Source organism: Streptomyces rimosus subsp. rimosus, assembly GCF_000720725.1.
GTDB classification, from domain to species: Bacteria; Actinomycetota; Actinomycetes; order Streptomycetales; family Streptomycetaceae; genus Streptomyces; species Streptomyces rimosus_A.
This window is the reverse complement of the sequence record NZ_JOCQ01000080.1, coordinates 17,114-38,652: the sequence shown is the minus strand read 5'-3', so window position 1 is coordinate 38,652 and position 21,539 is coordinate 17,114. Positions and strand designations below refer to the sequence as shown.

18 protein-coding genes and 1 pseudogene are annotated in these 21,539 nt (G+C 69.9%); 14 read left to right on the top strand and 5 right to left on the bottom strand.

Going from position 1 to position 21,539, the window contains the following annotated elements; all coding sequences use genetic code 11:
* The 3 genes and pseudogenes from IH45_RS1000000150695 to IH45_RS0131390 form a co-directional block, all read right to left on the bottom strand.
* A pseudogene (locus IH45_RS1000000150695) lies at positions 1–663 on the bottom strand (hypothetical protein); the annotation flags it as partial.
* 348 nt (positions 664–1,011) lie between these two features.
* A complete protein-coding gene (locus IH45_RS0131400; protein ID WP_234440747.1) occupies positions 1,012–2,205 on the bottom strand; it encodes a hypothetical protein in 1,194 nt (397 codons plus the stop codon).
* A gap of 240 nt (positions 2,206–2,445) precedes the next feature.
* Complete coding sequence (locus tag IH45_RS0131390) at positions 2,446–3,261, bottom strand: C40 family peptidase (RefSeq protein WP_030676267.1); 816 nt, start codon at positions 3,259–3,261, stop codon at positions 2,446–2,448.
* 770 nt (positions 3,262–4,031) lie between these two features.
* Here IH45_RS0131390 and IH45_RS0131385 point away from each other — a divergent pair.
* The 14 genes from IH45_RS0131385 to nuoN all read left to right on the top strand — a co-directional run bounded on the left by IH45_RS0131385 (position 4,032) and on the right by nuoN (position 20,283).
* The gene (locus IH45_RS0131385; RefSeq protein ID WP_030022241.1) at positions 4,032–4,391 is read left to right on the top strand and encodes an NADH-quinone oxidoreductase subunit A; all 360 of its coding nucleotides are present in this window, start codon (positions 4,032–4,034) and stop codon (positions 4,389–4,391) included.
* Between the two features lie 9 nt (positions 4,392–4,400).
* Positions 4,401–4,955 (top strand): NuoB/complex I 20 kDa subunit family protein, encoded by a 555-nt coding sequence (locus IH45_RS0131380; protein WP_030676263.1) that lies wholly within the window; start codon positions 4,401–4,403, stop codon positions 4,953–4,955.
* A 122-nt stretch (positions 4,956–5,077) separates the two neighbouring features.
* Complete coding sequence (locus IH45_RS0131375; protein WP_030676260.1) at positions 5,078–5,776, top strand: NADH-quinone oxidoreductase subunit C; 699 nt, start codon at positions 5,078–5,080, stop codon at positions 5,774–5,776.
* Complete coding sequence (locus tag IH45_RS0131370) at positions 5,776–7,098, top strand: NADH-quinone oxidoreductase subunit D (RefSeq protein ID WP_030676257.1); 1,323 nt, start codon at positions 5,776–5,778, stop codon at positions 7,096–7,098. The genes IH45_RS0131375 and IH45_RS0131370 overlap by 1 nt, the downstream gene beginning before the upstream one ends.
* Entirely contained in the window at positions 7,095–7,970 is an 876-nt protein-coding gene (gene nuoE, locus IH45_RS0131365) for an NADH-quinone oxidoreductase subunit NuoE (RefSeq protein WP_032918700.1), read from the top strand. The genes IH45_RS0131370 and nuoE overlap by 4 nt, the downstream gene beginning before the upstream one ends.
* Positions 7,970–9,325 carry an NADH-quinone oxidoreductase subunit NuoF gene (nuoF, locus tag IH45_RS0131360; protein ID WP_030676251.1) on the top strand — a complete coding sequence of 452 codons (1,356 nt, stop codon included), beginning with the start codon at positions 7,970–7,972 and terminating at the stop codon, positions 9,323–9,325. Before nuoE ends, nuoF begins: the two co-directional genes overlap by 1 nt.
* Positions 9,322–11,934: an NADH-quinone oxidoreductase subunit G gene (locus IH45_RS0131355; RefSeq protein WP_030676248.1), complete on the top strand. Its 2,613-nt coding sequence runs from the start codon at positions 9,322–9,324 to the stop codon at positions 11,932–11,934. The genes nuoF and IH45_RS0131355 overlap by 4 nt, the downstream gene beginning before the upstream one ends.
* Entirely contained in the window at positions 11,931–13,310 is a 1,380-nt protein-coding gene (gene nuoH / locus IH45_RS0131350; protein WP_050515307.1) for an NADH-quinone oxidoreductase subunit NuoH, read from the top strand. The genes IH45_RS0131355 and nuoH overlap by 4 nt, the downstream gene beginning before the upstream one ends.
* Complete coding sequence (gene nuoI / locus IH45_RS0131345; RefSeq protein WP_030676242.1) at positions 13,303–13,950, top strand: NADH-quinone oxidoreductase subunit NuoI; 648 nt, start codon at positions 13,303–13,305, stop codon at positions 13,948–13,950. Before nuoH ends, nuoI begins: the two co-directional genes overlap by 8 nt.
* On the top strand, positions 13,947–14,759 hold the full coding sequence (locus IH45_RS0131340) for an NADH-quinone oxidoreductase subunit J (RefSeq protein WP_030676239.1): 813 nt from the start codon (positions 13,947–13,949) through the stop codon (positions 14,757–14,759). The genes nuoI and IH45_RS0131340 overlap by 4 nt, the downstream gene beginning before the upstream one ends.
* A complete protein-coding gene (gene nuoK / locus IH45_RS0131335) occupies positions 14,756–15,055 on the top strand; it encodes an NADH-quinone oxidoreductase subunit NuoK (protein ID WP_003983361.1) in 300 nt (99 codons plus the stop codon). Before IH45_RS0131340 ends, nuoK begins: the two co-directional genes overlap by 4 nt.
* Before the next feature lie 12 nt (positions 15,056–15,067).
* Positions 15,068–17,014, top strand: a complete 1,947-nt coding sequence (gene nuoL / locus IH45_RS0131330; protein ID WP_030676236.1) for an NADH-quinone oxidoreductase subunit L — start codon at positions 15,068–15,070, stop codon at positions 17,012–17,014.
* Between the two features lie 3 nt (positions 17,015–17,017).
* Positions 17,018–18,634, top strand: a complete 1,617-nt coding sequence (locus tag IH45_RS0131325; protein ID WP_030676234.1) for an NADH-quinone oxidoreductase subunit M — start codon at positions 17,018–17,020, stop codon at positions 18,632–18,634.
* Positions 18,635–18,666: 32 nt separating this feature from the next.
* Complete coding sequence (gene nuoN, locus IH45_RS0131320; protein ID WP_394298722.1) at positions 18,667–20,283, top strand: NADH-quinone oxidoreductase subunit NuoN; 1,617 nt, start codon at positions 18,667–18,669, stop codon at positions 20,281–20,283.
* Positions 20,284–20,460: 177 nt separating this feature from the next.
* Here the strand turns inward: nuoN and IH45_RS0131315 are convergent, their stop codons facing one another.
* Entirely contained in the window at positions 20,461–20,802 is a 342-nt protein-coding gene (locus tag IH45_RS0131315; RefSeq protein WP_030676227.1) for a hypothetical protein, read from the bottom strand.
* Between the two features lie 169 nt (positions 20,803–20,971).
* On the bottom strand, positions 20,972–21,466 hold the full coding sequence (locus IH45_RS0131310; protein ID WP_030676225.1) for a hypothetical protein: 495 nt from the start codon (positions 21,464–21,466) through the stop codon (positions 20,972–20,974).
* Between the last annotated feature and the right edge of the window lie 73 nt (positions 21,467–21,539).

Sequence of the window (21,539 nt, the reverse complement as noted above, 5' to 3'; positions counted from 1 at the left end):
GGGCTCGGGCGTGTCCACAGGCTGTGGGCGGGGTGCGGGTGCGGGTGCGGGAGTGGGCGAGGTCGGACACGGCGGGGCGGAGTCCGGCGGAGGGCCGTGCGGCGGCTCGTGCGGTGGGGGCTCGTCCGAGGGGACCTCGTCCGGCGGAAGTTCGTCGGGCGGCGGCTCGTCGGGTGGCGGCTCCTGCGGGGGCTGGTTCCGCGGCGGGGCCGGAGGCGGGGCCGGGGGCGGAGCCGGGGGTGGCTTCCCGCCCGCGGGGGCGTGCGGCCGGGGCGGCGGGGCCGACTTCGTAAGCGGGTACTCGTAGTTCGTAAGCGGGTACTCGTAGTACGTGGTTCGGGTGACGATCCGCTGGCCGGACACACGCTCGCGGCGGCGCTCCAAGTAGCCCGCCGCCTCCAGCTCCTTCAGCGCCCGCGCGATCCGGTACTCCGTCTCCGGCAGCTGCATGGACAGCGCCCGGATGCTGACCGGGGCGCCGTCGGCCAGGGCCTGGATGCGTACGGCGAGGCCGATGGCGACGGCGGAGAGCGTCGGATGGAGGGCAAGGTGGTTGCCGACGACGGTGAAGCGGGTGTCGTGGCGGTGGCGGATGTGGGTCACTCCGGTGGCCGACACGGCGGCGGTCGGACGGGGCTGCGCGTTAGACTCGGGTCGAGTCATGGGGAAGGCCTGCTTCCTTCGTGACAGGCCCTCGGCAATGGGATGGCAGTCCCGTCGGGGGCCGTTCATTTTCCGGGAACGGCGCGAACGTACAGCCTCCCGGCCTCCCAAAGCGAGCTCATCACCTGATCAGGTGACAAACGAAAAACGGGGGGCAGGGGGGGAGGTTGGAAGGTTCTTTCCCCGGTTCTTTAAAGATCTCGCGGTTCACCGGAACGCGGCTCGCCACACCACCGCTCACCGGGTCGCGGTATTCGCGATCCGGTGAGCGGCGTCAGCAAAAGCCCCTTCCCCTTAGGAGGAAGGCCCCTTCCCCCTAAGGGGGAGATTCGGGGACGGCTGCTACTACTACAGCGTGGTCACGCCCGGCCGTTCCATAGCCCGCCTGCGCGGCGAGCTGAGCAACTGGGCCCCCGCGGGGCACGGCACCGAGGCGAAGTTGCGGTTCAACTGGTTCTGGAGCTGCGCCCGGCGGCTGCCGGACGTCTGCGGGCGATGCGCCTCCTCCCACAGCCTTGAGCTCCGCCTCTGGGCGTCCTGGCTCTTCGGTGTGTGGAACTGGAGCTCGTACGGGTGGCCCGAATCGTTCGCCCGCCAGGCGGTGACGATTCCCTTGTATCCCCGCGCGCGAGCCCATGTGTTGGACCAGCGGAGGTTCGAGTTCTTCCACTGGGCCAGCAGCTTGGTGCTGTCCTTCACGCCTTTGACATACGACGCCTCCGGCCACTGGAGGATGTAGCGCACCGAGTTGTAAGTCCTCTCCAGGGCCTCGTCCGCTGTCAAGGACGGATTCTCCTGCATTGCGCCGGCGACCGCGCGCTTGACGGATTCCGGGGACCGTTTGCGCTCGTCGAAACCGACCATGGTGGCCTTGGTCTTACGGGCGAGGCTGCGCATCTGCGGACTGATGGTGCGTTCGGCCTTCTTGGCGCGTGCGAGGAAGACATTGACCTTGCGGAGGTCGGCTGCGTCGATGGAGAGGCCCTGCCAGCTCCAGCCGTGGTCCGCCTTGAGCTGCTTCTTCTTGGCCGGCGGCTTCTTGGCCGGCGGCTTCTTGACGGGCGGCTTTTCGACGGGAGGCTTCTTGGCCGGGGGGCGCTGCGTCGACGGGTCCTGGTATGACGGCTTCTTCACGCCGGGCTTCTTCGCGGCCGGCTTCCTGGGCGTGGTCTGGCAGGGTGGGCAGCTCGTCGGCCGTCGGCCTTCCGGCTTCGTGGCGGCCGGCTTCCTCGGGCGGGGCTTCTTCGGCGCCTGCTTCTTGGGCCGCGGCTTTTTCGGTGCCTGCTTCTTCGCAACCGGCTTCTTCGCGACCGGCTTCTTCGCTGCGGGCTTGCCGGCGTTCGGTGTCGGACAGCTATCGGCGGACTTCTGTCTGCTCTTGGACGGGGTACAGGGGAGCTCGGTGGCATGGACCGGTCCCAGGCTGAGGGCGGAGGCAAGAGCGGCCACCGTCACCGACCAGGTGACGGCCCGAAAAGTATGAACACGGCGGATTTTCATGTAAGCAAACGCTTCCTCTCGTTCAGCCGCCGTCGATGCCACGCAAATAGGGTGTCGGCATTACGGGACGGAAGGGATGAGTACGGCGAGAGGTACAACTGGTACAGAGCCGTTACGGTAGTTGTGCCGAACGGGCGTTGCTTACTCGAATGGGTGATGCAGCCTTGAGCCGATTGCCCGTCATGGAACGGGATCTTCCGCCTATTTGCCGACACAACGCACGAGGGCCGCCGTTCCCGAGCGGTGGGAACGGCGGCCCTCGGCCGTTGCGTGGGGGCGGTCCTACAGGACGCGCACCGCGCCGGTCGGCTGGCTGTAGCTCAGCGGGCGCTCCACGATGCCGGTGCTGGAGTTCTGCGCACCGATGAAGTGGCCGTTACCGACGTAGACGCCGACGTGGTACGCGCTGCCCGCGCTGCCCCAGTACAGGATGTCGCCGACCTGGAGGTTGCCCAGGCCCACCTGGGTGCCGGCGGTGGACTGCGGCTGCGAGGTGCGCGGCAGGTCGATGCCGATGGTCCGGTACGCGGCCTGGACCAGGCCGGAGCAGTCGTACGCGGACGGGCCGGAGGAGCCCAGCACGTAGGACTTGCCGAGCTGCGCGCGCAGGAAGCCGACCAGCGAGGCGGTGCTGCCGGTCGCGCCGGTGGCGGGGGAGTCGTCGGCCGAGGCGGACAGGGTGCGCAGCGACGTGCGCTCGGAGGAGCGGGAGGCGCGCTCCTGGGCGGCCTTCTCCTTGGCCTTGCGGGCCTCTTCGGCCTTCTTCTCGGCCGCGGCCTTCTTGTCGGCCTCGTCCTTCGCCTTGGTGGCGGCCTCGGTGGCCTCGGTGGTGGCGGTGTCCTGGGCGGCCTGCAGCTCGTAGTCGAGCGCCATCTGCTGGGCGGTGTCCGCGCTCTTGGCCAGGCTGGTGCTGAGCGCCGAGGTGATGGTCGGCATCTCCTGGGTCTCGGAGACGGGCTTCTCCGCGGCGCCGGCCGGCATGCTCGCGCCGGTCACCGCCAGGGTGATGATGCCACCGGTGACCCCTGCGCGCAGTGCCCGCGAGGACGCGGAACGGCGGGGCTTCCGGTGGCTGGGTATGGCTGCGTTCGGGGACATGGCACCACGGCTATCAGGAGCCACAGGTTGCTGCCAACAAAGGTGGCGTGCGCCACAGTTGACGCGTACACGGTGAATAAAAGGGACTAATCGCCGGTCATGGCCCGCGCGGTGGCCTGTCCGAATTTCGTGATCATGTTCCTGTGCATGGCATTTACGGGCCGATGCGGGCTCCGGACGCGCTTACCACCAACTGATCCGCCACGCCAAGGCTTCCCGAAGGTCAAGCGTTCAAGGCCGTGAGCCGCGTGGGATAGCTCACTTGTGAGTGCCCGTTATGTGCCTGTGATGTGCCCGTGATGCCACCGGGGCGGGTGTGCTCGTGAACGCGGGCACGTACCGATGATCACGGGACGGTCACGACGGTCTCGGGGTGGTCACGGTGCGGCGGGTGGGGACGTCCGGCCCTAGTGGTCCGTGAGGCGCTAGCAGTTGGCTGCGTCCAACGCCAATTTGCTTGCATCCCGTACCACTTGATAGAGGCGACCCCTCGCTGACCAGGGGTTACGCCGCGAAATATCACCTCCAGTGATCATCTGCGCGCATCCCGTACGAAGATCGGCACTCATCGGACAGGATGACCGGCCGTCAGGTGGTGGAGATCACAAAGGCGTTGTCGCACCCCGTGTCGCAGATCACAGACCAGCGGGCATAAGATGCAGGCGGCTCGGGCTTGTGAACTGCCTCACATAGGCGCGATCTTCGTGGGGCGGTGCGCAGGGCCGGGCGGACCGCCATCCAGTCATCGTCGACTGAAGGGAGCGAGGACGGTGAACGCTTACGCGCCCATCCTCGTACTGGGAGCCCTCGGGGCAGGCTTTGCGATCTTCTCTGTCGTGATGGCCACGCTCGTCGGACCCAAGCGTTACAACCGGGCGAAGCTAGAGGCGTACGAATGCGGAATCGAGCCCACGCCGCAGCCGGCCGGCGGCGGTCGATTTCCGATCAAGTACTACCTGACGGCGATGCTCTTCATCATTTTCGACATCGAGATCGTCTTCCTTTACCCCTGGGCCGTCACCTTTGACGCGCTCGGGCTTTTCGGGCTCGTGGAGATGCTCCTCTTCGCGCTCACCGTCTTCGTCGCCTACGCCTACGTATGGCGTCGGGGCGGCCTGGAATGGGATTAGGAGCCAGCAATGGGACTTGAAGAGAAGCTGCCCAGCGGCTTTCTGCTCTCCACCGTCGAACAGGCCGCGGGCTGGGTGCGCAAGTCGTCCGTCTTCCCCGCCACCTTCGGCCTCGCCTGCTGCGCCATCGAGATGATGACGACCGGCGCCGGCCGCTACGACCTCGCCCGCTTCGGCATGGAGGTCTTCCGTGGCTCGCCGCGCCAGGCGGACCTGATGATCGTGGCCGGCCGGGTGAGCCAGAAGATGGCGCCCGTGCTGCGGCAGGTGTACGACCAGATGCCGAACCCGAAATGGGTCATCTCGATGGGCGTGTGCGCCTCGTCGGGCGGGATGTTCAACAACTACGCGATCGTCCAGGGCGTCGACCACATCGTCCCGGTGGACATCTACCTGCCCGGCTGCCCGCCGCGCCCCGAAATGCTGATGGACGCCATCCTCAAGCTGCACCAGAAGATCCAGGGCTCCAAGCTCGGCGTCAATCAGCGGCAGGCGGCCCGCGAGGCGGAGGAAGCGGCGCTCAAGGCGCTCCCGACGATCGAGATGAAGGGGCTGCTGCGGTGAGCGACGGCACCAAGGGAACCGGCGGCCCCCAGGGCGGCGGCAACGGTGGCACCAACGGCACTGGTGGTGTCAACGCGGCCGACGGGACCAAGGGACCCAACGGGGTCAACCCCGACAAGGACCTGAACGCGCAGAACCTCCCCGGCCAGCGCGGCGACCACGGCGAGGTCATCGACACCCGCCGCGGCATGTTCGGCGCCAGCGGCGGCGGCGACACCTCCGGGTACGGCGGGCTCGTACGGTCCGTACGGATGCCGGGCGCCACGTCCCGCCCGTACGGCGGCTGGTTCGACGAGGTCGCGGACGAACTCGAAGGCGCGCTGGACGAACAGGGGCTGGTCCCCGAAAACGTCATCGAGAAGACGGTCGTCGACCGCGGCGAGCTGACCTTCCACATCGAGCGGGAGTACCTGCCGACCGTCGCGAAGACCCTCCGCGACGACCCGGCGCTGCGCTTCGAGCTGTGCACCGGCGTCAGCGGTGTGCACTTCCCCGGCGACAAGGGCCGCGAGCTGCACGCCGTCTACCACCTGCGCTCGATCACCCACAACCGGCTGATCAGGCTGGAGGTGTCGGCCCCGGACGCCGACCCGCACGTACCGTCCATCGTCGCCGTCTACCCGACCAACGACTGGCACGAGCGCGAGACGTACGACTTCTTCGGCCTGGTCTTCGACGGCCACCCCGCGCTCACGCGGATCATGATGCCGGACGACTGGCAGGGCTTCCCGCAGCGCAAGGACTACCCGCTCGGCGGCATTCCCGTCGAGTACAAGGGCGCCCAGATCCCGGCTCCCGACCAGCGGAGGTCGTACACCTGATGTCCACCAGCCATGCGACCCCTCGGGAGACCACCGAGGGCACCGTCTACACGGTCACCGGCGGCGACTGGGACGAGATCGCGGCCGCCGCGGCCCGTACGGACGACGAGCGGATCGTCGTCAACATGGGCCCCCAGCACCCCTCCACCCACGGCGTGCTGCGGCTGATCCTGGAGATCGACGGCGAGACCGTCACCGAGGCCCGCTGCGGCATCGGCTACCTGCACACGGGCATCGAGAAGAACCTCGAATACCGCACGTGGACGCAGGGCACCACCTTCGTCACCCGGATGGATTACCTGACGCCGTTCTTCAACGAGACGGCGTACTGCCTGGCCGTGGAGAAGCTGCTCGGCATCACCGACGAGGTGCCGGACCGGGCGTCCGTCATCCGCGTGATGCTGATGGAGCTGAACCGGCTCTCCTCCCATCTGGTGGCCATCGCCACCGGCGGCATGGAGCTGGGCGCCACCACGATCATGATCTACGGGTTCCGGGACCGCGAACTGATCCTGGACATCTACGAGCTGATCACCGGACTGCGGATGAACCACGCGTACATCCGGCCCGGCGGGCTCGCCCAGGATCTGCCGCCGGGCGCGGTCGACCAGGTGCGCGAGTTCGTGAAGAAGATGCGCAAGAACCTGCCCGAGTACGACAAGCTCGCCACCGGCAACCCGGTCTTCAAGGGCCGGATGCAGGACGTCGGCTACCTGGACCTGGCCGGCTGCCTGGCCACCGGCGCCACCGGGCAGGTGCTGCGCTCCGCCGGGCTCCCGCACGACCTGCGCAAGACCCAGCCGTACTGCGGATACGAGCACTACGACTTCGAGGTGCCGACCGCCGACACCTGCGACTCCTACGGACGCTTCCTGATCCGCCTGGAGGAGATGCGCCAGTCGCTGCGCATCGTCGAACAGTGCCTGGACCGGCTCGCGCCGGGGCCGGTGATGGTCGCCGACAAGAAGATCGCCTGGCCCGCCCAGCTGGCGCTCGGCCCCGACGGGCTGGGCAACTCGCTCGACCACATCAAGAAGATCATGGGGACCTCGATGGAGGCCCTGATCCACCACTTCAAGCTGGTGACGGAGGGCTTCCGGGTGCCGCCGGGCCAGGCGTACGCGGCCGTGGAGTCCGCCAAGGGCGAGCTGGGTGTGCACGCGGTCAGCGACGGCGGCACCCGCCCGTACCGGGTGCACTTCCGCGACCCGTCCTTCACCAACCTCCAGGCCATGGCGGCGATGTGCGAGGGCGGCCAGGTGGCCGACGTCATCGTCGCCGTCGCGTCCATCGACCCCGTGATGGGAGGCGTCGACCGGTGACAGACGTCAGCTTGGGGATGCCGCAGCTCCCCGCCCCCGACTATCCGGCCGAGGTGAGGGCCCGGCTCGAAGCGGACGCCGAGGAGGTGATCGCCCGCTACCCCGGCACGCGGTCCGCGCTGTTGCCGCTGCTGCACCTCGTCCAGGCCGAGGAGGGGCACGTCACCCGTACCGGCATCCGCTTCTGCGCGGAGGTGCTGGACCTGACGACGGCAGAGGTCACCGCGGTCGCCACCTTCTACTCCATGTACCGGCGCAGGCCGAGCGGGGACTACCAGGTGGGGGTGTGCACCAACACCCTGTGCGCGGTCATGGGCGGCGACGCGATCTTCGAGACGCTCCAGAAGCACCTGGGCGTCGGCAACGGGCAGACCACCGAGGACGGCAAGGTCACGCTGGAGCACATCGAGTGCAACGCGGCCTGCGACTTCGCGCCGGTCGTGATGGTCAACTGGGAGTTCTTCGACAACCAGACGCCGGAGAGCGCGAAGCGGCTGGTGGACGACCTGCGGGCAGGGCGGACCGTCGAGCCGACCCGGGGCGCGCCGCTGTGCACGTACAAGGAAACGGCCCGCATCCTCGCCGGGTTCCCGGACCAGCGGCCGGGCGCGGTCGAGGCCACCGGCGGGGCCGGTCCCGCCTCACTGGTGGGGCTGCGGCTGGCCAAGGGCGAGGCCGTACCGGGCGCGGGGTCCGCCGATCACGTCGTACCGCAGCGGGGCGCGGTGCCCGCCGAGGGCGAGGGCGAGGCCGCCGGGCGGGCGCCGGGCGAGGCACCGGCCACCCACCCCAGCTCGCACGACGCGCCGCGGGAGACCTCGGCCAGCGACCCCCAGCACCCAGCAGGCCCGACCGCCGAGGAGGGGGAGTGATGACCGTGGCCGCCGAGGTCAGCAAGGCCAACCCGGAGAAGCTGCTCGCGCCTGTGTTGTCCGCCTTCTGGGACCAGCCCGGGTCCTGGACGCTGGAGACCTATCTGCGGCACGAGGGCTACGAGGGCATGCGCAAGGCCCTCGCGATGCCGCCGGACGACGTGATCGCGTACGTCAAGGACGCGGGCCTGCGCGGGCGCGGCGGGGCCGGCTTCCCCACCGGGATGAAATGGCAGTTCATCCCGCAGGGCGACGGCAAGCCGCACTACCTCGTCGTCAACGCCGACGAGTCCGAGCCGGGCACCTGCAAGGACATCCCGCTGCTCTTCGCCAATCCGCACTCCTTGATCGAGGGCATCGTCATCGCGTGTCACGCGATCCGGTCGAACCACGCCTTCATCTACCTGCGCGGTGAAGTCGTGCCCGTCCTGCGGCGGTTGCACGAGGCCGTCCGGGAGGCGTACGAAGCGGGCTACCTCGGCCGCGACATCCTCGGCTCGGGCCTGGACCTGGATGTCGTCGTGCACGCGGGCGCGGGCGCGTACATCTGCGGCGAGGAGACCGCGCTGCTGGACTCCCTGGAGGGCCGTCGCGGACAGCCCCGGCTGCGTCCTCCCTTCCCGGCGGTGGCGGGCCTGTACGCCTGCCCCACTGTCGTGAACAACGTCGAGTCCATCGCGTCGGTTCCCGCCATCATGAACAAGGGCAAGGAGTGGTTCCGCTCGATGGGCAGCGAGAAGTCCCCGGGCTTCACGCTCTACTCGCTCAGCGGCCACGTCGCCAACCCCGGCCAGTACGAGGGCCCGCTGGGCATCACGCTGCGCCAGCTGCTCGACATGAGCGGCGGCATGCGGCCCGGCCACCGGCTGAAGTTCTGGACGCCCGGCGGCTCCTCCACGCCGATGTTCACCGACGAGCACCTGGACGTGCCGCTGGACTACGAGAACGTCGGCGCGGCGGGCTCGATGCTCGGCACCAAGGCGCTCCAGTGCTTCGACGAGACCACCTGCGTCGTACGGGCCGTGACCCGCTGGACCGAGTTCTACGCGCACGAGTCCTGCGGCAAGTGCACGCCCTGCCGCGAGGGAACGTACTGGCTCGTCCAGCTGCTGCGCGACATCGAGGCCGGCAAGGGCAGCCCGGGCGACCTCGACAAGCTGAACGACATCGCCGACAACATCAACGGCAAGTCCTTCTGCGCGCTCGGCGACGGCGCCGCGTCCCCGATCTTCTCCTCGCTGAAGTACTTCCGCGCGGAGTACGAGCAGCACATCACCGGCAAGGGCTGCCCCTTCGACCCCGCCAAGTCGACCGCCTGGGCCGACACCGACGCTCACCTGGGGGTGAACGCATGACGGTCACCAGCGACGCCCCCGCGGGGGGCGGCGAGGCGGCCATCCCGCCCGAAGACCTGGTCACGCTGACGATCGACGGCATCGAGATCTCCGTCCCCAAGGGGACGCTGGTCATCCGGGCCGCCGAACTCCTCGGCATCGAGATCCCGCGCTTCTGCGACCACCCGCTGCTGGACCCGGCCGGCGCCTGCCGCCAGTGCATCGTGGAGGTGGAGGGCCAGCGCAAGCCGATGGCCTCCTGCACCATCACCTGCACCGACGGCATGGTGGTCAAGTCGCAGCTCACCTCGCCGGTCGCGGAGAAGGCGCAGCGCGGCGTGATGGAACTGCTGCTGATCAACCACCCGCTGGACTGCCCGGTCTGCGACAAGGGCGGCGAGTGCCCGCTGCAGAACCAGGCCATGTCCGCCGGGCAGGCCGACACCCGCTTCGAGGGGAAGAAGCGCACCTTCGCCAAGCCGGTGCCGATCTCGAAGCAGGTGCTGCTGGACCGCGAGCGGTGCGTGCTGTGCGCCCGCTGCACCCGCTTCTCCAACCAGATCGCCGGCGACCCGATGATCGAACTGATCGAGCGGGGCGCGCTCCAGCAGGTCGGTACGGGCGAGGGCGACCCGTTCGAGTCGTACTTCTCCGGCAACACCATCCAGATCTGCCCGGTCGGCGCCCTCACCTCGGCCGCCTACCGCTTCCGGTCGCGCCCCTTCGACCTGGTCTCCTCGCCCGGCACCTGCGAACACTGCGCGGGCGGCTGCGCGATCCGTACGGACCACCGGCGCGGCAAGGTCATGCGCCGGCTCGCGGCCGAGGACCCCGAGGTCAACGAGGAGTGGATCTGCGACAAGGGGCGCTTCGCCTTCCGGTACGCGCAGCAGCGCGACCGGCTGGAGCACCCGATGGTCCGGGACGCCGCGACCGGTGAGCTGGTGGTGGCGAGCTGGCCGGAGGCCCTGGAGGCGGCGGCGCACGGGCTGGGCGCCGCCAAGGGCCGTACGGGCGTGCTGACAGGCGGCCGGCTGACCGTCGAGGACGCGTACGCCTACGCCAAGTTCGCGCGCATCGCCCTGGACACCAACGACATCGACTTCCGAGCGCGCGCGCACAGCGCGGAGGAGGCCGACTTCCTGGCGGCGCGGGTCGCCGGGCGGGGGCGCGATCTCGGTGGTGCTTCGGTTACGTACGCAGACCTGGAGAAGGCACCGGCCGTCCTGCTCGCCGGGATCGAGGCGGAGGAGGAGGCGCCCGGCGTCTTCCTGAGGCTGCGCAAGGCGTACCGCAAGCACGGGCAGCGCACCTTCGGGCTCGCGTCCTACGCGACGCGCGGCCTGGTCAAGGCAGGCGGCACGCTGCTGCCCGCCGCGCCCGGCACGGAGACGGAGTGGCTGGACGCGCTGGCGGGCAATGAGGCAGCAGGCGCGGAGCGCCTTCCCGTGGAGGGTGGGGGCGGGCGACGGGCGGGCGGCCTTGAGGGCGCGGGCCGGACGGCCGCTGAGGCGCTGCGTGCCACCGGGGCGGTGATCGTCGTCGGCGAGCGGCTGGCGGCGGTGCCGGGCGCGCTGACGGCGGCCATCCGTACGGCCACCGCCACCGGCGCCCGGCTCGTATGGATTCCGCGGCGGGCCGGTGAGCGGGGCGCCCTGGAGGCGGGCGCGCTGCCGGGTCTGCTGCCGGGCGGGCGCCCGGCGACCGACCCGCGGGCCCGCGAGGAGGTCGCCGCCGCCTGGGGCGTCGCCGACCTGCCGCAGCGGCACGGCCGGGACACCGGCCAGATCGTCGCGGCTGCCGCCGCCGGGGAGCTGAGCGCGCTGCTGGTGGCGGGTGTCGACCCGGCGGACCTGCCGGACCCGGCGCGGGCCCTGGAGGCGCTGGACTCGGTGGGCTTCCTGGTGAGCCTGGAGCAGCGGCCTTCGGCCGTCACCGAGCGGGCGGACGTGGTCCTCCCGGTCGCGGCTGTCGTGGAGAAGTCCGGCACGTTCCTCAACTGGGAGGGGAGGGCCCGGCCGTTCGAGGCCGCGCTCAAACCCGACCAGATGACACGCCGGCACCTGCTGCCGGACGCCCGGGTGCTGCACATGCTCGCCGACGCCATGGACGTCCACCTGGCGCTGCCCGACGTACGGGCCGTACGCAGGGAGCTGACCGCGCTGGGGGCCTGGGGCGGTACGTACGCCTCCGACCCCCTGGAGCCGGGGCGCACGCTGCCCCGCCCGGAACCCGGCGAAGCCGTGCTGGCGGGCCACAAACTGCTCCTCGACCAAGGGCGGATGCAGGAGGGCGACGAGGCGCTGGCCGGTACGCGGCACGCCGCCGTGGCCCGGATGTCGGCGGCCACCGCCGAGGAGACCGGCGTCAAGGACGGCGACCTGCTGGCGGTCACCGGACCCCGCGGGTCCGTACGGCTGCCGCTGGCGGTCACGCCGATGCCCGACCGGGTGGTGTGGCTGCCGCTGAACTCGGTGGGCGGCGGGGCCGCCGCCGACACGGGCGCGCTGCCCGGGGAGCTGGTCAAGGTCGCGGCCGTGGCCGGTGATCCTTCCGGCGTCTCCGGTACATCCGGTACATCCGGTGCGTCCGGTACGGCGTCCGGCCCGGTCAAGGAGGTGGACGCGTGACGCGGGAACTGGCCCTGACCGGCCTGCCGCTGGCCCAGGAAGACCTGTCGATGTTCGGCCGCGACCCGTGGTGGCTGATCGCGGTCAAGGCGGTCTTCTGCTTCGCGTTCCTGATGCTGACCGTGCTCTTCTCCATCGTCTGGGAGCGCAAGGTCGTCGCCTGGATGCAGCTGCGCATCGGACCCAACCGGCACGGCCCCTGGGGCATGCTCCAGTCCCTCGCGGACGGCATCAAGCTGATGCTCAAGGAGGACCTGGTCGTCAAGCGGGCCGACAAGGCGGTGTACGTGCTCGCGCCGATCGTGGCGGCCGTACCGGCCTTCATGGCCGTCGCGGTGATCCCGTTCGGCCCGGCCGGCAACGAGATCTCGATCTTCGGGCACCGTACGGCGATGCAGCTGACCGACCTGCCGATCGGCGTGCTCTACATCCTCGCCACGGCCTCCGTCGGCATCTACGGCATCGTGCTGGCGGGCTGGTCCTCCGGCTCGACGTACCCGCTGCTCGGCGGCCTGCGCTCGTGCGCGCAGATGGTCTCCTACGAGATCGCGATGGGCCTGTCCTTCGCGTCGGTCTTCCTCTACTCCGGGTCGATGTCCACCTCGACGATCGTCCAGTCCCAACAGGACAAGTGGTACGTCCTGCTGCTCCCGGTCTCCTTCATCATCTACATCGTCGCCATGGTGGGCGAGACCAACCGCGCGCCGTTCGACATGCCGGAGTCCGAGGGCGACCTGGTCGGCGGCTTCAACACCGAGTACTCGTCCATCAAGTTCGCGATGTTCATGCTCGCCGAGTACATCAACATGGTGACCGTCTCGTCGGTCGCGGTGACGCTCTTCCTGGGCGGCTGGAAGGCCCCGTACCCCATCAGCAGCTTCTGGGAGGGCGCCAACCACGGCTGGTGGCCACTGCTGTGGTTCGTCATCAAGGTGCAGCTGCTGCTGTTCTTCTTCATCTGGCTGCGCGGCACGCTGCCGCGCGTGCGCTACGACCAGTTCATGAAGCTGGGCTGGAAGGTCCTCATCCCGGTCTCGCTGGTCTGGCTGATGCTGGTCGCGACCGTACGGGCCCTGCGCAACGAGGGCTACGACTTCCAGCGGATCGTGATGTACGTGGCCGGCGCGGCCATCGCCGTCCTGCTGATCTCCCTCGTCGCGGACTTCTTCCGGCGCGGCGAGAAGGAGGAGGCGGCCGAGGAGCCGGCCTTCGACCCGATGGCGGGCGGCTTCCCCGTACCACCGCTGCCCGGACAGACCCTGCCACCGGTGCCACGGCGGCGGCCCCGACGGGACCGCGAGCTGATTGTCAGTGGCGGGGTGGACACTGTCAGTGACCGAACCGAGACGGACGGAAAGGGGGGCGACGGTGCCTGACTTCCAGAACCCGGTGGCCGGCTTCGGCGTGACCTTCAAGGCCATGTTCAAGAAGCGGCTGACCGAGCAGTATCCGGAGGAGAAGAAGCCGACGGCGCCGCGCTTCCACGGCCGCCACCAGCTCAACCGGCATCCCGACGGGCTGGAGAAGTGCGTCGGCTGCGAGCTGTGCGCCTGGGCCTGCCCGGCCGACGCGATCTACGTCGAGGGCGCCGACAACACCGACGAGGAGCGCTACAGCCCCGGCGAGCGCTACGGCCGCGTCTACCAGATCAACTACCTGCGCTGCATCCTGTGCGGCCTGTGCGTCGAGGCGTGCCCCACCCGCGCGCTGACCATGACCAACGAGTACGAACTCGCCGACCGGTCCCGCGAATCGCTCATCTACACCAAGGAGGAGCTGCTCGCGGGGCTGGAGGACACGATGGTCGACAGCCCGCACGCGATCTACCCGGGGATGACGGAGAAGGACTACTACCGCGGCCTGGTCACCGAGGCCGCGCCGGGGACGGTGCGGCAGCCGGCCGTCTCCAAGGGCGAGACGGCCGAGGGCGAGGGCGGCGCGGACACCGCGGCGCCCCAGGAGGCCGCGGCCACCTTCGGGCCCGACGAGCCCGCCGCGCGGGAGGTGACCCAGTGACCACGACCTCCCTGGCCGCCGAGGCGTCCACCGGCGAGGCGGTGCAGTTCTGGATCCTCGGCACGGTCGCCGTGCTCGGCGCGCTGAGCACGATCCTGCTGAAGCGCGCCGTGCACAGCGCCCTCTCGCTCGCCGGCACCATGATCATCCTGGCGGTGTTCTACCTCGCCAACGGCGCCTACTTCCTGGGCGTCGTGCAGATCGTGGTCTACACGGGCGCGATCATGATGCTGTTCCTCTTCGTCGTCATGCTGGTCGGCGTCACCGCGGCGGACTCCCTCAAAGAGACGCTCAAGGGCCAGCGCTGGCTCGCCGCCGCCTGTGGCCTGGGCTTCGGCATCCTGCTCATCGCCGGCATCGGCAACGCCTCGCTGAAACACTTCAACGGCCTCGGCGAGGCCAACGCCGGGGGCAACGTCCAGGGCCTGGCCGCACTGATCTTCACCAAGTACGTCTTCGCCTTCGAGGTCACCGGCGCGCTGCTGATCACGGCGGCGGTCGGCGCGATGGTGCTGACGCACCGGGAGCGTACGGAGCGCGCCAGGACGCAGCGCGAGCAGTCCGAGGCCCGCATCCGTGACGGCAAGCAGGTCACGCCCCTTCCGGCCCCGGGTGTCTACGCCCGCCACAACGCCGTGGACGTCCCCGGCCTGCTCCCCGACGGCACCCCGTCCGAGCTGACCGTCAACCCGACGCTGCGCGGGCGCGGCCAGATCCGGGACGTCTCCGGTGAGTCGCTGGCCGAGCTGAAGGCGCTGGAGCAGCGCTCCGAAGAGCGGCTGGGCCGCAGCGAGGAGGCGAAGCGATGAACCCGGTCAACTACCTCTACCTCGCCGCCCTGTTGTTCACCATCGGCGCGGCCGGGGTGCTGATCAGGCGGAACGCCATCGTGGTGTTCATGTGCATCGAACTGATGCTGAACGCCTGCAACCTCGCCTTCGTGGCCTTCTCGCGGATGCACGGAAACCTGGACGGACAGATCATCGCGTTCTTCACGATGGTCGTCGCCGCGGCCGAGGTCGTGGTGGGCCTGGCGATCATCGTGTCCATCTTCCGCACCCGCCACACGGCCTCGGTCGACGACGCCAGCCTGATGAAGCTGTAAGGGGTCGTAAACGTGGAGAACCTGATCGCCCTGCTCGTCGCGGCCCCCCTGGCCGGCGCGGCCCTGCTGCTGTGCGGCGGCCGGAGACTGGACCGAGCGGGCCACTGGATCGGCACGCTGTTCGCGCTGGCGTCCTTCGCCCTGGCCGTCCCCCTGTTCACCGAGCTGCTGGGCCGCGACGCCGAGCAGCGCACCCTGCACCAGCACCTGTTCAGCTGGATCCCGGTGGGCGGCTTCCAGGCCGACGTGGCCTTCCAGCTCGACCAGCTGTCCATGACGTTCGTCCTGCTGATCACCGGTGTCGGATCGCTGATCCACATCTACTCGGTCGGCTATATGGAGCACGACGAGCGGCGCCGCCGCTTCTTCGGCTATCTCAACCTGTTCCTCGCGGCCATGCTGCTGCTCGTCCTCGCCGACAACTACCTGCTGCTGTACGTCGGCTGGGAGGGCGTGGGCCTGGCCTCGTACCTCCTCATCGGCTTCTGGCAGCACAAGCCCAGCGCGGCGACGGCGGCGAAGAAGGCGTTCCTGGTCAACCGCGTCGGTGACATGGGCCTGTCCATCGCGATCATGCTGATGTTCACGACGTTCGGCACGTTCGCGTTCGGCCCGGTGCTGGGCGCGGTGGGGGAGACCTCCGAGGGCAAGCTCACCGCCATCGGCCTGATGCTGCTGCTCGCCGCCTGCGGCAAGTCGGCGCAGGTCCCGCTCCAGTCCTGGCTCGGCGACGCGATGGAGGGCCCGACCCCGGTCTCGGCCCTGATCCACGCGGCGACGATGGTGACCGCCGGCGTCTACCTGATCACCCGCTCCGGAGCGATCTTCAACGGGGCGCCGGACGCGCAGACCGCCGTCGTGGTGGTCGGCGCGGTGACGCTGCTGTTCGGTGCGATCGTCGGTTGCGCGAAGGACGACATCAAGAAGGCCCTGGCGGGCTCGACGATGTCGCAGATCGGCTACATGATCCTCGCTGCCGGGCTGGGGCCGATCGGCTACGCCTTCGCGATCATGCACCTGGTCACCCACGGCTTCTTCAAGGCCGGTCTCTTCCTCGGCGCCGGTTCGGTGATGCACGGGATGAACGACGAGGTGGACATGCGCCGCTACGGCGGCCTGCGCAAGTACATGCCGGTCACGTTCATCACCTTCGGCCTCGGCTATCTGGCGATCATCGGCTTCCCCGGGCTGTCCGGCTTCTTCTCCAAGGACAAGATCATCGAGGCGGCCTTCGCCAAGGGCGGCACCGAGGGCTGGATCCTCGGCGGCGCGGCCCTGCTGGGCGCCGCGATCACCGCGTTCTACATGACGCGGGTGATGCTGATGACGTTCTTCGGCGAGGAGCGCTGGCGCAAGGCACCGACGCCCTCGCCCGCCGAGCCGTCGGTGGAGCCCGCCGCCGAGACGCGGGGCGAGTACACCCCGCCGCACCCGCACGAGTCGCCCAAGTCCATGACGATCCCGATGATCCTGCTGGCCGTCGGATCGGTGGCAGCGGGCGGCCTGTTCAGCATCAACGAGGCGTTCGTGAAGTGGCTGGAGCCGGTCACCGACTTCGAACACGGGCACCCGCCGCTGAGCGCCTCGGCGATCACCACCGCCACGATCGTGGTGATGGTCCTCGGCGTCGCGCTCGCCTACTTCCAGTACGGGCGCAAGCCGGTTCCGGCCGTCGCCCCGCGCGGCTCGCTGCTCACCCGGGCGGCCCGCCGCGACCTGCTCCAGGACGACTTCAACCACGCCGTCCTGGTACGTGGCGGCGGCGAGCTGACCCGCGCGCTGGTCCAGCTGGACCACTCCGTCGTGGACGGCGCGGTCCGGGGCACGGCGGCGTCGATGGGCGGCCTCTCCGGCCGGCTGCGCCAGGTGCAGAACGGCTTCGCCCGCTCCTACGCCGTACAGATGTTGGGCGGTGCGGCCGTGCTGATCGCCGCGACCCTGCTGATGAGGGGTGTCTGAGCCATGTCGTTTCCCCTTCTGACGGCCACCGCGGCGGTCCCGGCGATCGGCGCGATCGCCACCGCCGCGGTGCCCGCCGCCAAGCGGACCGTCGCCAAGTGGCTGGCGCTGCTGTTCTCGCTGGCCACCCTGGTGCTGGCCGCGGTGGTCGCGGTCCGCTTCACACCGGGCGCGAAAGGCCCGTTCCAGCTCACCGAATCGCACGCCTGGATCAGGAGCTTCGGTGTCCGCTACGAGCTGGGTGTGGACGGCATCGCGGTGGCGCTGATCGCGCTGACCGCGCTGCTCGTCCCGTTCGTGATCCTGGCGGGCTGGCACGACGCCGACCCCATGGAGGGCCCGGAACCGAACCGGCGCTGGCGCCCCACCCAGGGCTTCTTCGCGCTGATCCTCGCCGTCGAGGCGATGGTGGTCATCTCCTTCGAGGCCACCGACGTGTTCCTCTTCTACATCTTCTTCGAAGCCATGCTCATCCCGATGTACTTCCTCATCGGCGGCTTCGGGGACCGTGCGGGCTCCGGAGGTGAGGAGCACAGCGCGTCGCTGCGCTCCCAGGCCGCCGTGAAGTTCCTGCTCTACAACCTGGCCGGCGGTCTGATCATGCTGGCCGCGGTGATCGGGCTGTACGCGGCCACTGCCGACCAGCTCGGCAGCGGCACGTTCTCCCTCACCGAGATCGTCCAGGCCCGCGCGGACGGCAAGCTGGCGCTGGGCACCGGCACCGAACGGCTGCTGTTCCTCGGCTTCTTCTTCGCCTTCGCGGTGAAGGCGCCGCTGTGGCCGCTGCACACCTGGCTGCCCGGCGCGATGGGCGAGTCCACCGCGCCGGTCGCCGTACTGATCACCGCGGTGGTCGACAAGGTCGGCACCTTCGCGATGCTGCGCTTCTGCCTCCAGCTCTTCCCGGAGGCCAGCAGCTGGGCCACCCCGGTCATCCTCGTCCTCGCGCTGGTCAGCATCCTCTACGGTGCGCTGTTGGCAGTCGGCCAGCGCGACATCAAGCGTCTGATCGCGTACGCCTCCATCTCCCACTTCGGCTTCATCATCATGGGCATCTTCGCCATGACGAGCCAGGGCCAGGGCGGCGCGACGCTGTACATGGTCAACCACGGCATCTCGACGGCGGCGCTGATGCTGGTCGCCGGGTTCCTGATCTCGCGGCGCGGCTCCCGGCTGATCGCCGACTACGGCGGGGTGCAGAAGGCCGCGCCGGTGCTGGCCGGGACGTTCCTGGTCGGCGGTCTGGCGACGCTGTCGCTGCCGGGCCTGGCGCCGTTCGTCAGCGAGTTCCTGGTCCTGGTCGGTACGTTCAGCCGCTATCCGGCCGTGGGCATCGTGGCCACCGTCGGCATCGTGCTCGCCGCGCTGTACGTCCTCGTCCTCTACCAGCGGACGATGACCGGCCCGGTGAAGTCCGAGGTGCGGGCGATGCCCGACCTCAAGGCGCGGGAGCTGGCCGTCGTGGCCCCGCTGATCGCGCTGCTGCTGTTCCTCGGCGTCTACCCGAAGCCGCTGACGGATCTCGTCAACCCGGCGGTGGACCACACCCTGTCCGTCGTCGACCAGCACGATCCCCGCCCCGACGTACCCGTGAAGGCAGATGCGGAGGCCGCGAAGTGAGTTCCGTGGCGAGCGTCCACAGCCTGTGGACCATGGCGGCCGAGGCACCGGCCAGGATCCCGGCGCCGAAGATCGAGTATGCCCAGCTGGCGCCGGCCCTGATCGTGCTGGGCGCCGCGGTCGTCGGCGTCGTACTGGAAGGGTTCGTGCCGCGCCGCAGCCGCTACTACGCGCAGCTGCTGCTGTCCGTGCTCGCGCTGGCCGCCGGGTTCGCGGCCGTCGTGGGGCTGGCGGCGGGCGGCTTCGGCAGCACCAAGGCCAAGATCGCGGCGATGGGCGCCATCGCCGTGGACGGCCCGGCGCTCTTCCTCCAGGGCACGATCCTGCTGGTGGCGCTGGTCGCCACGTTCACCTTCGCCGAGCGCCGGCTCGACCCGGCGGCGCACGGCAAACGGGTGGATTCCTTCGCGGCGCAGGCCGCCGCGGTGCCCGGCGGTGACGCCGAACGGGCCGCGGTCAAGGCCGGGTTCACCACCACCGAGGTGTTCCCGCTGGCGCTGTTCGCGGTCGGCGGGATGCTGGTCTTCCCCGCGGCCAACGACCTGCTGACGCTCTTCGTCGCGCTGGAGGTCTTCTCCCTCCCGCTGTACATCCTGTGCGCGCTGGCCCGCCGCCAGCGGCTGCTCTCCCAGGAAGCGGCGGTGAAGTACTTCCTGCTCGGCGCGTTCTCCTCGGCGTTCCTGCTGTTCGGCATCGCGCTGCTGTACGGCTACGCGGGCACCGTCACCTACGCCGGTATCGCGGAGGTCGTCAGCGACGGCGCCAAGCAGATCACCCCGGCCCTGGCCGACACCATGGGCAACGACGCGCTGCTGCTGATCGGCGCGGCGCTGGTGCTGATGGGCCTGCTCTTCAAGGTCGGCGCGGTGCCGTTCCACATGTGGACGCCGGACGTCTACCAGGGCGCGCCCACCCCGGTCACCGGGTTCATGGCGGCGGCCACCAAGGTCGCCGCGTTCGGCGCGCTGCTGCGGCTGCTGTACGTGGTCCTGCCGGGCCTGCGCTGGGACTGGCGGCCGGTCATGTGGGGCGTCGCGATCGTCACGATGCTGGGCGGCGCGGTCGTCGCGATCACCCAGACCGACATCAAGCGCCTGCTGGCCTACAGCTCCATCGCGCACGCCGGGTTCATCCTCGCCGGTGTGATCGCCACCAGCAAGGACGGCATCTCCTCCGTCCTGTTCTACCTGGCGGCGTACTCGTTCGTGACGCTCGGCGCGTTCGCGGTGGTCACGCTCGTGCGGGACGCGGGCGGCGAGGCCACCCAGCTGTCGAAGTGGGCGGGGCTGGGCCGGCGCTCGCCGCTGACCGCGGCGGTCTTCGCGGTCTTCCTGCTCGCCTTCGCGGGCATCCCGCTGACCTCGGGGTTCGCCGGGAAGTTCGCGGTGTTCAAGGCGGCGGCGGAGAGCGGCGCGGGCTGGCTGGTGGTGATCGGTGTGATCTCGTCGGCGATCGCCGCGTTCTTCTACATCCGCGTCATCGTGCTGATGTTCTTCAACGAGCCGAAGGCGGACGGACCGACGGTGGCGGTGCCGAGCCCGCTGACGATGACGGCCATCGGGGTCGGCGTCGCGGTCACCCTCGTACTGGGCCTGGCGCCGCAGTATTTCCTGGACCTGGCGGGTCAGGCGGGGGTGTTCGTGCGCTGAGCGGAGGCCGCCCCCGGCGGCCCGCGGCCCACGGCCGCCGTCCGGTGCCCTTGCGGGGCGCCGGGCGGCGGCCGTGGCGCGTCTCAGCGTACGAAGGGGGACCGGCGCGGCCGAAAGCAACGTGCGAGGAAGGCCGGCCGGGGTGTGCGGGCGCGGGTCGGCGCGGTGGGGCAGGGCTCAGCGGGAGAACATCACCGAGCGGATCAGGAGTCTCTTGGGGGCGTTCTTGCCGGGCGGTACGACGAAGTAGGTGTCGCTGCTGCAGTCGTCGTCGGCGAAGAGTGTCACGGTCGCGTTGGTCCGGTTGCGCGCGGCGTAACCGAAGTCGGCGTCTCTCGGTAGCTTGAGGGTGACGCATTCCCTGCCCGGCGGGTTGAAGATGGCCGCGCGCTGGTCGAGCTTGTCGCCGGTGTTGAAGCCGTAGGAGAAGACGCCGTCGGCGCCGTAGGCGGAGGTCGGGGTGGTCAGGGCGAGTACGGCCGCTCCGAAGGCGGCGGCGACGGAGGTGCGCAGGCGCATCTCGTGACTCCTCGTGGTCGTCGGTGTCGAGCAACTACTCGGAGTGAATATGGCTCAGCGTATGACGTCTTTATCCGACGCCGCCCCGGAAACACCCCTGGTGGCGTAGCGACCCTCGGCCGTTCGCGCCGGTCGGGGCCCGGTACGGCCGAGGGAGGCTGATGCGCCGTCAGGAGGACGGAGCGCCCGCGGGCAGGCTGGGCATCCCGGGCAGCTTCAGCTTGCCCTCGGCCTTGGTGAACGCGTCCGTGGGGCCGCCCTTCCACTTCACCGTCAGCGTCTTGCCGTCGGCGCCCGGCGTGACGGTGCCCAGGGTGCGGGTGGTGTGGCCGCCCATGCACTTCAGGGCGATCACCGTGGTGCCCACCTGCTCGATCTTGCCCTGGCAGGCCGTCCCGGCGTCGGCGCCGAGGCCCATGGAAGCGGTGCCCCGGTAGATCACCAGGGTGAGATGCGAGTCGCCGGTCTTGGCCATCCAGGCCCCGTCGAGGCTGCCGGTGCCCTCGGCGGGCTTGTCCCCGCCGGTGGTCTGCGAGGGGGTGGCGGCCGGTGCGTTGCTCGGCTGGTCCGCCGCGCCGTCCTTGCCGCCGCCGCTGCTGCCGCAGCCGCTGAGCAGCAGTGCGGCCACGGCGGCCGTCCCGGCGATCTGCGCTGCCTTGCGCACGTACGTCTCCTCCGTTGTGGGACAGGAAGACGAGAGGCTAGCAACGCGACACGCGGCCCGGGGCGGCTCGGGT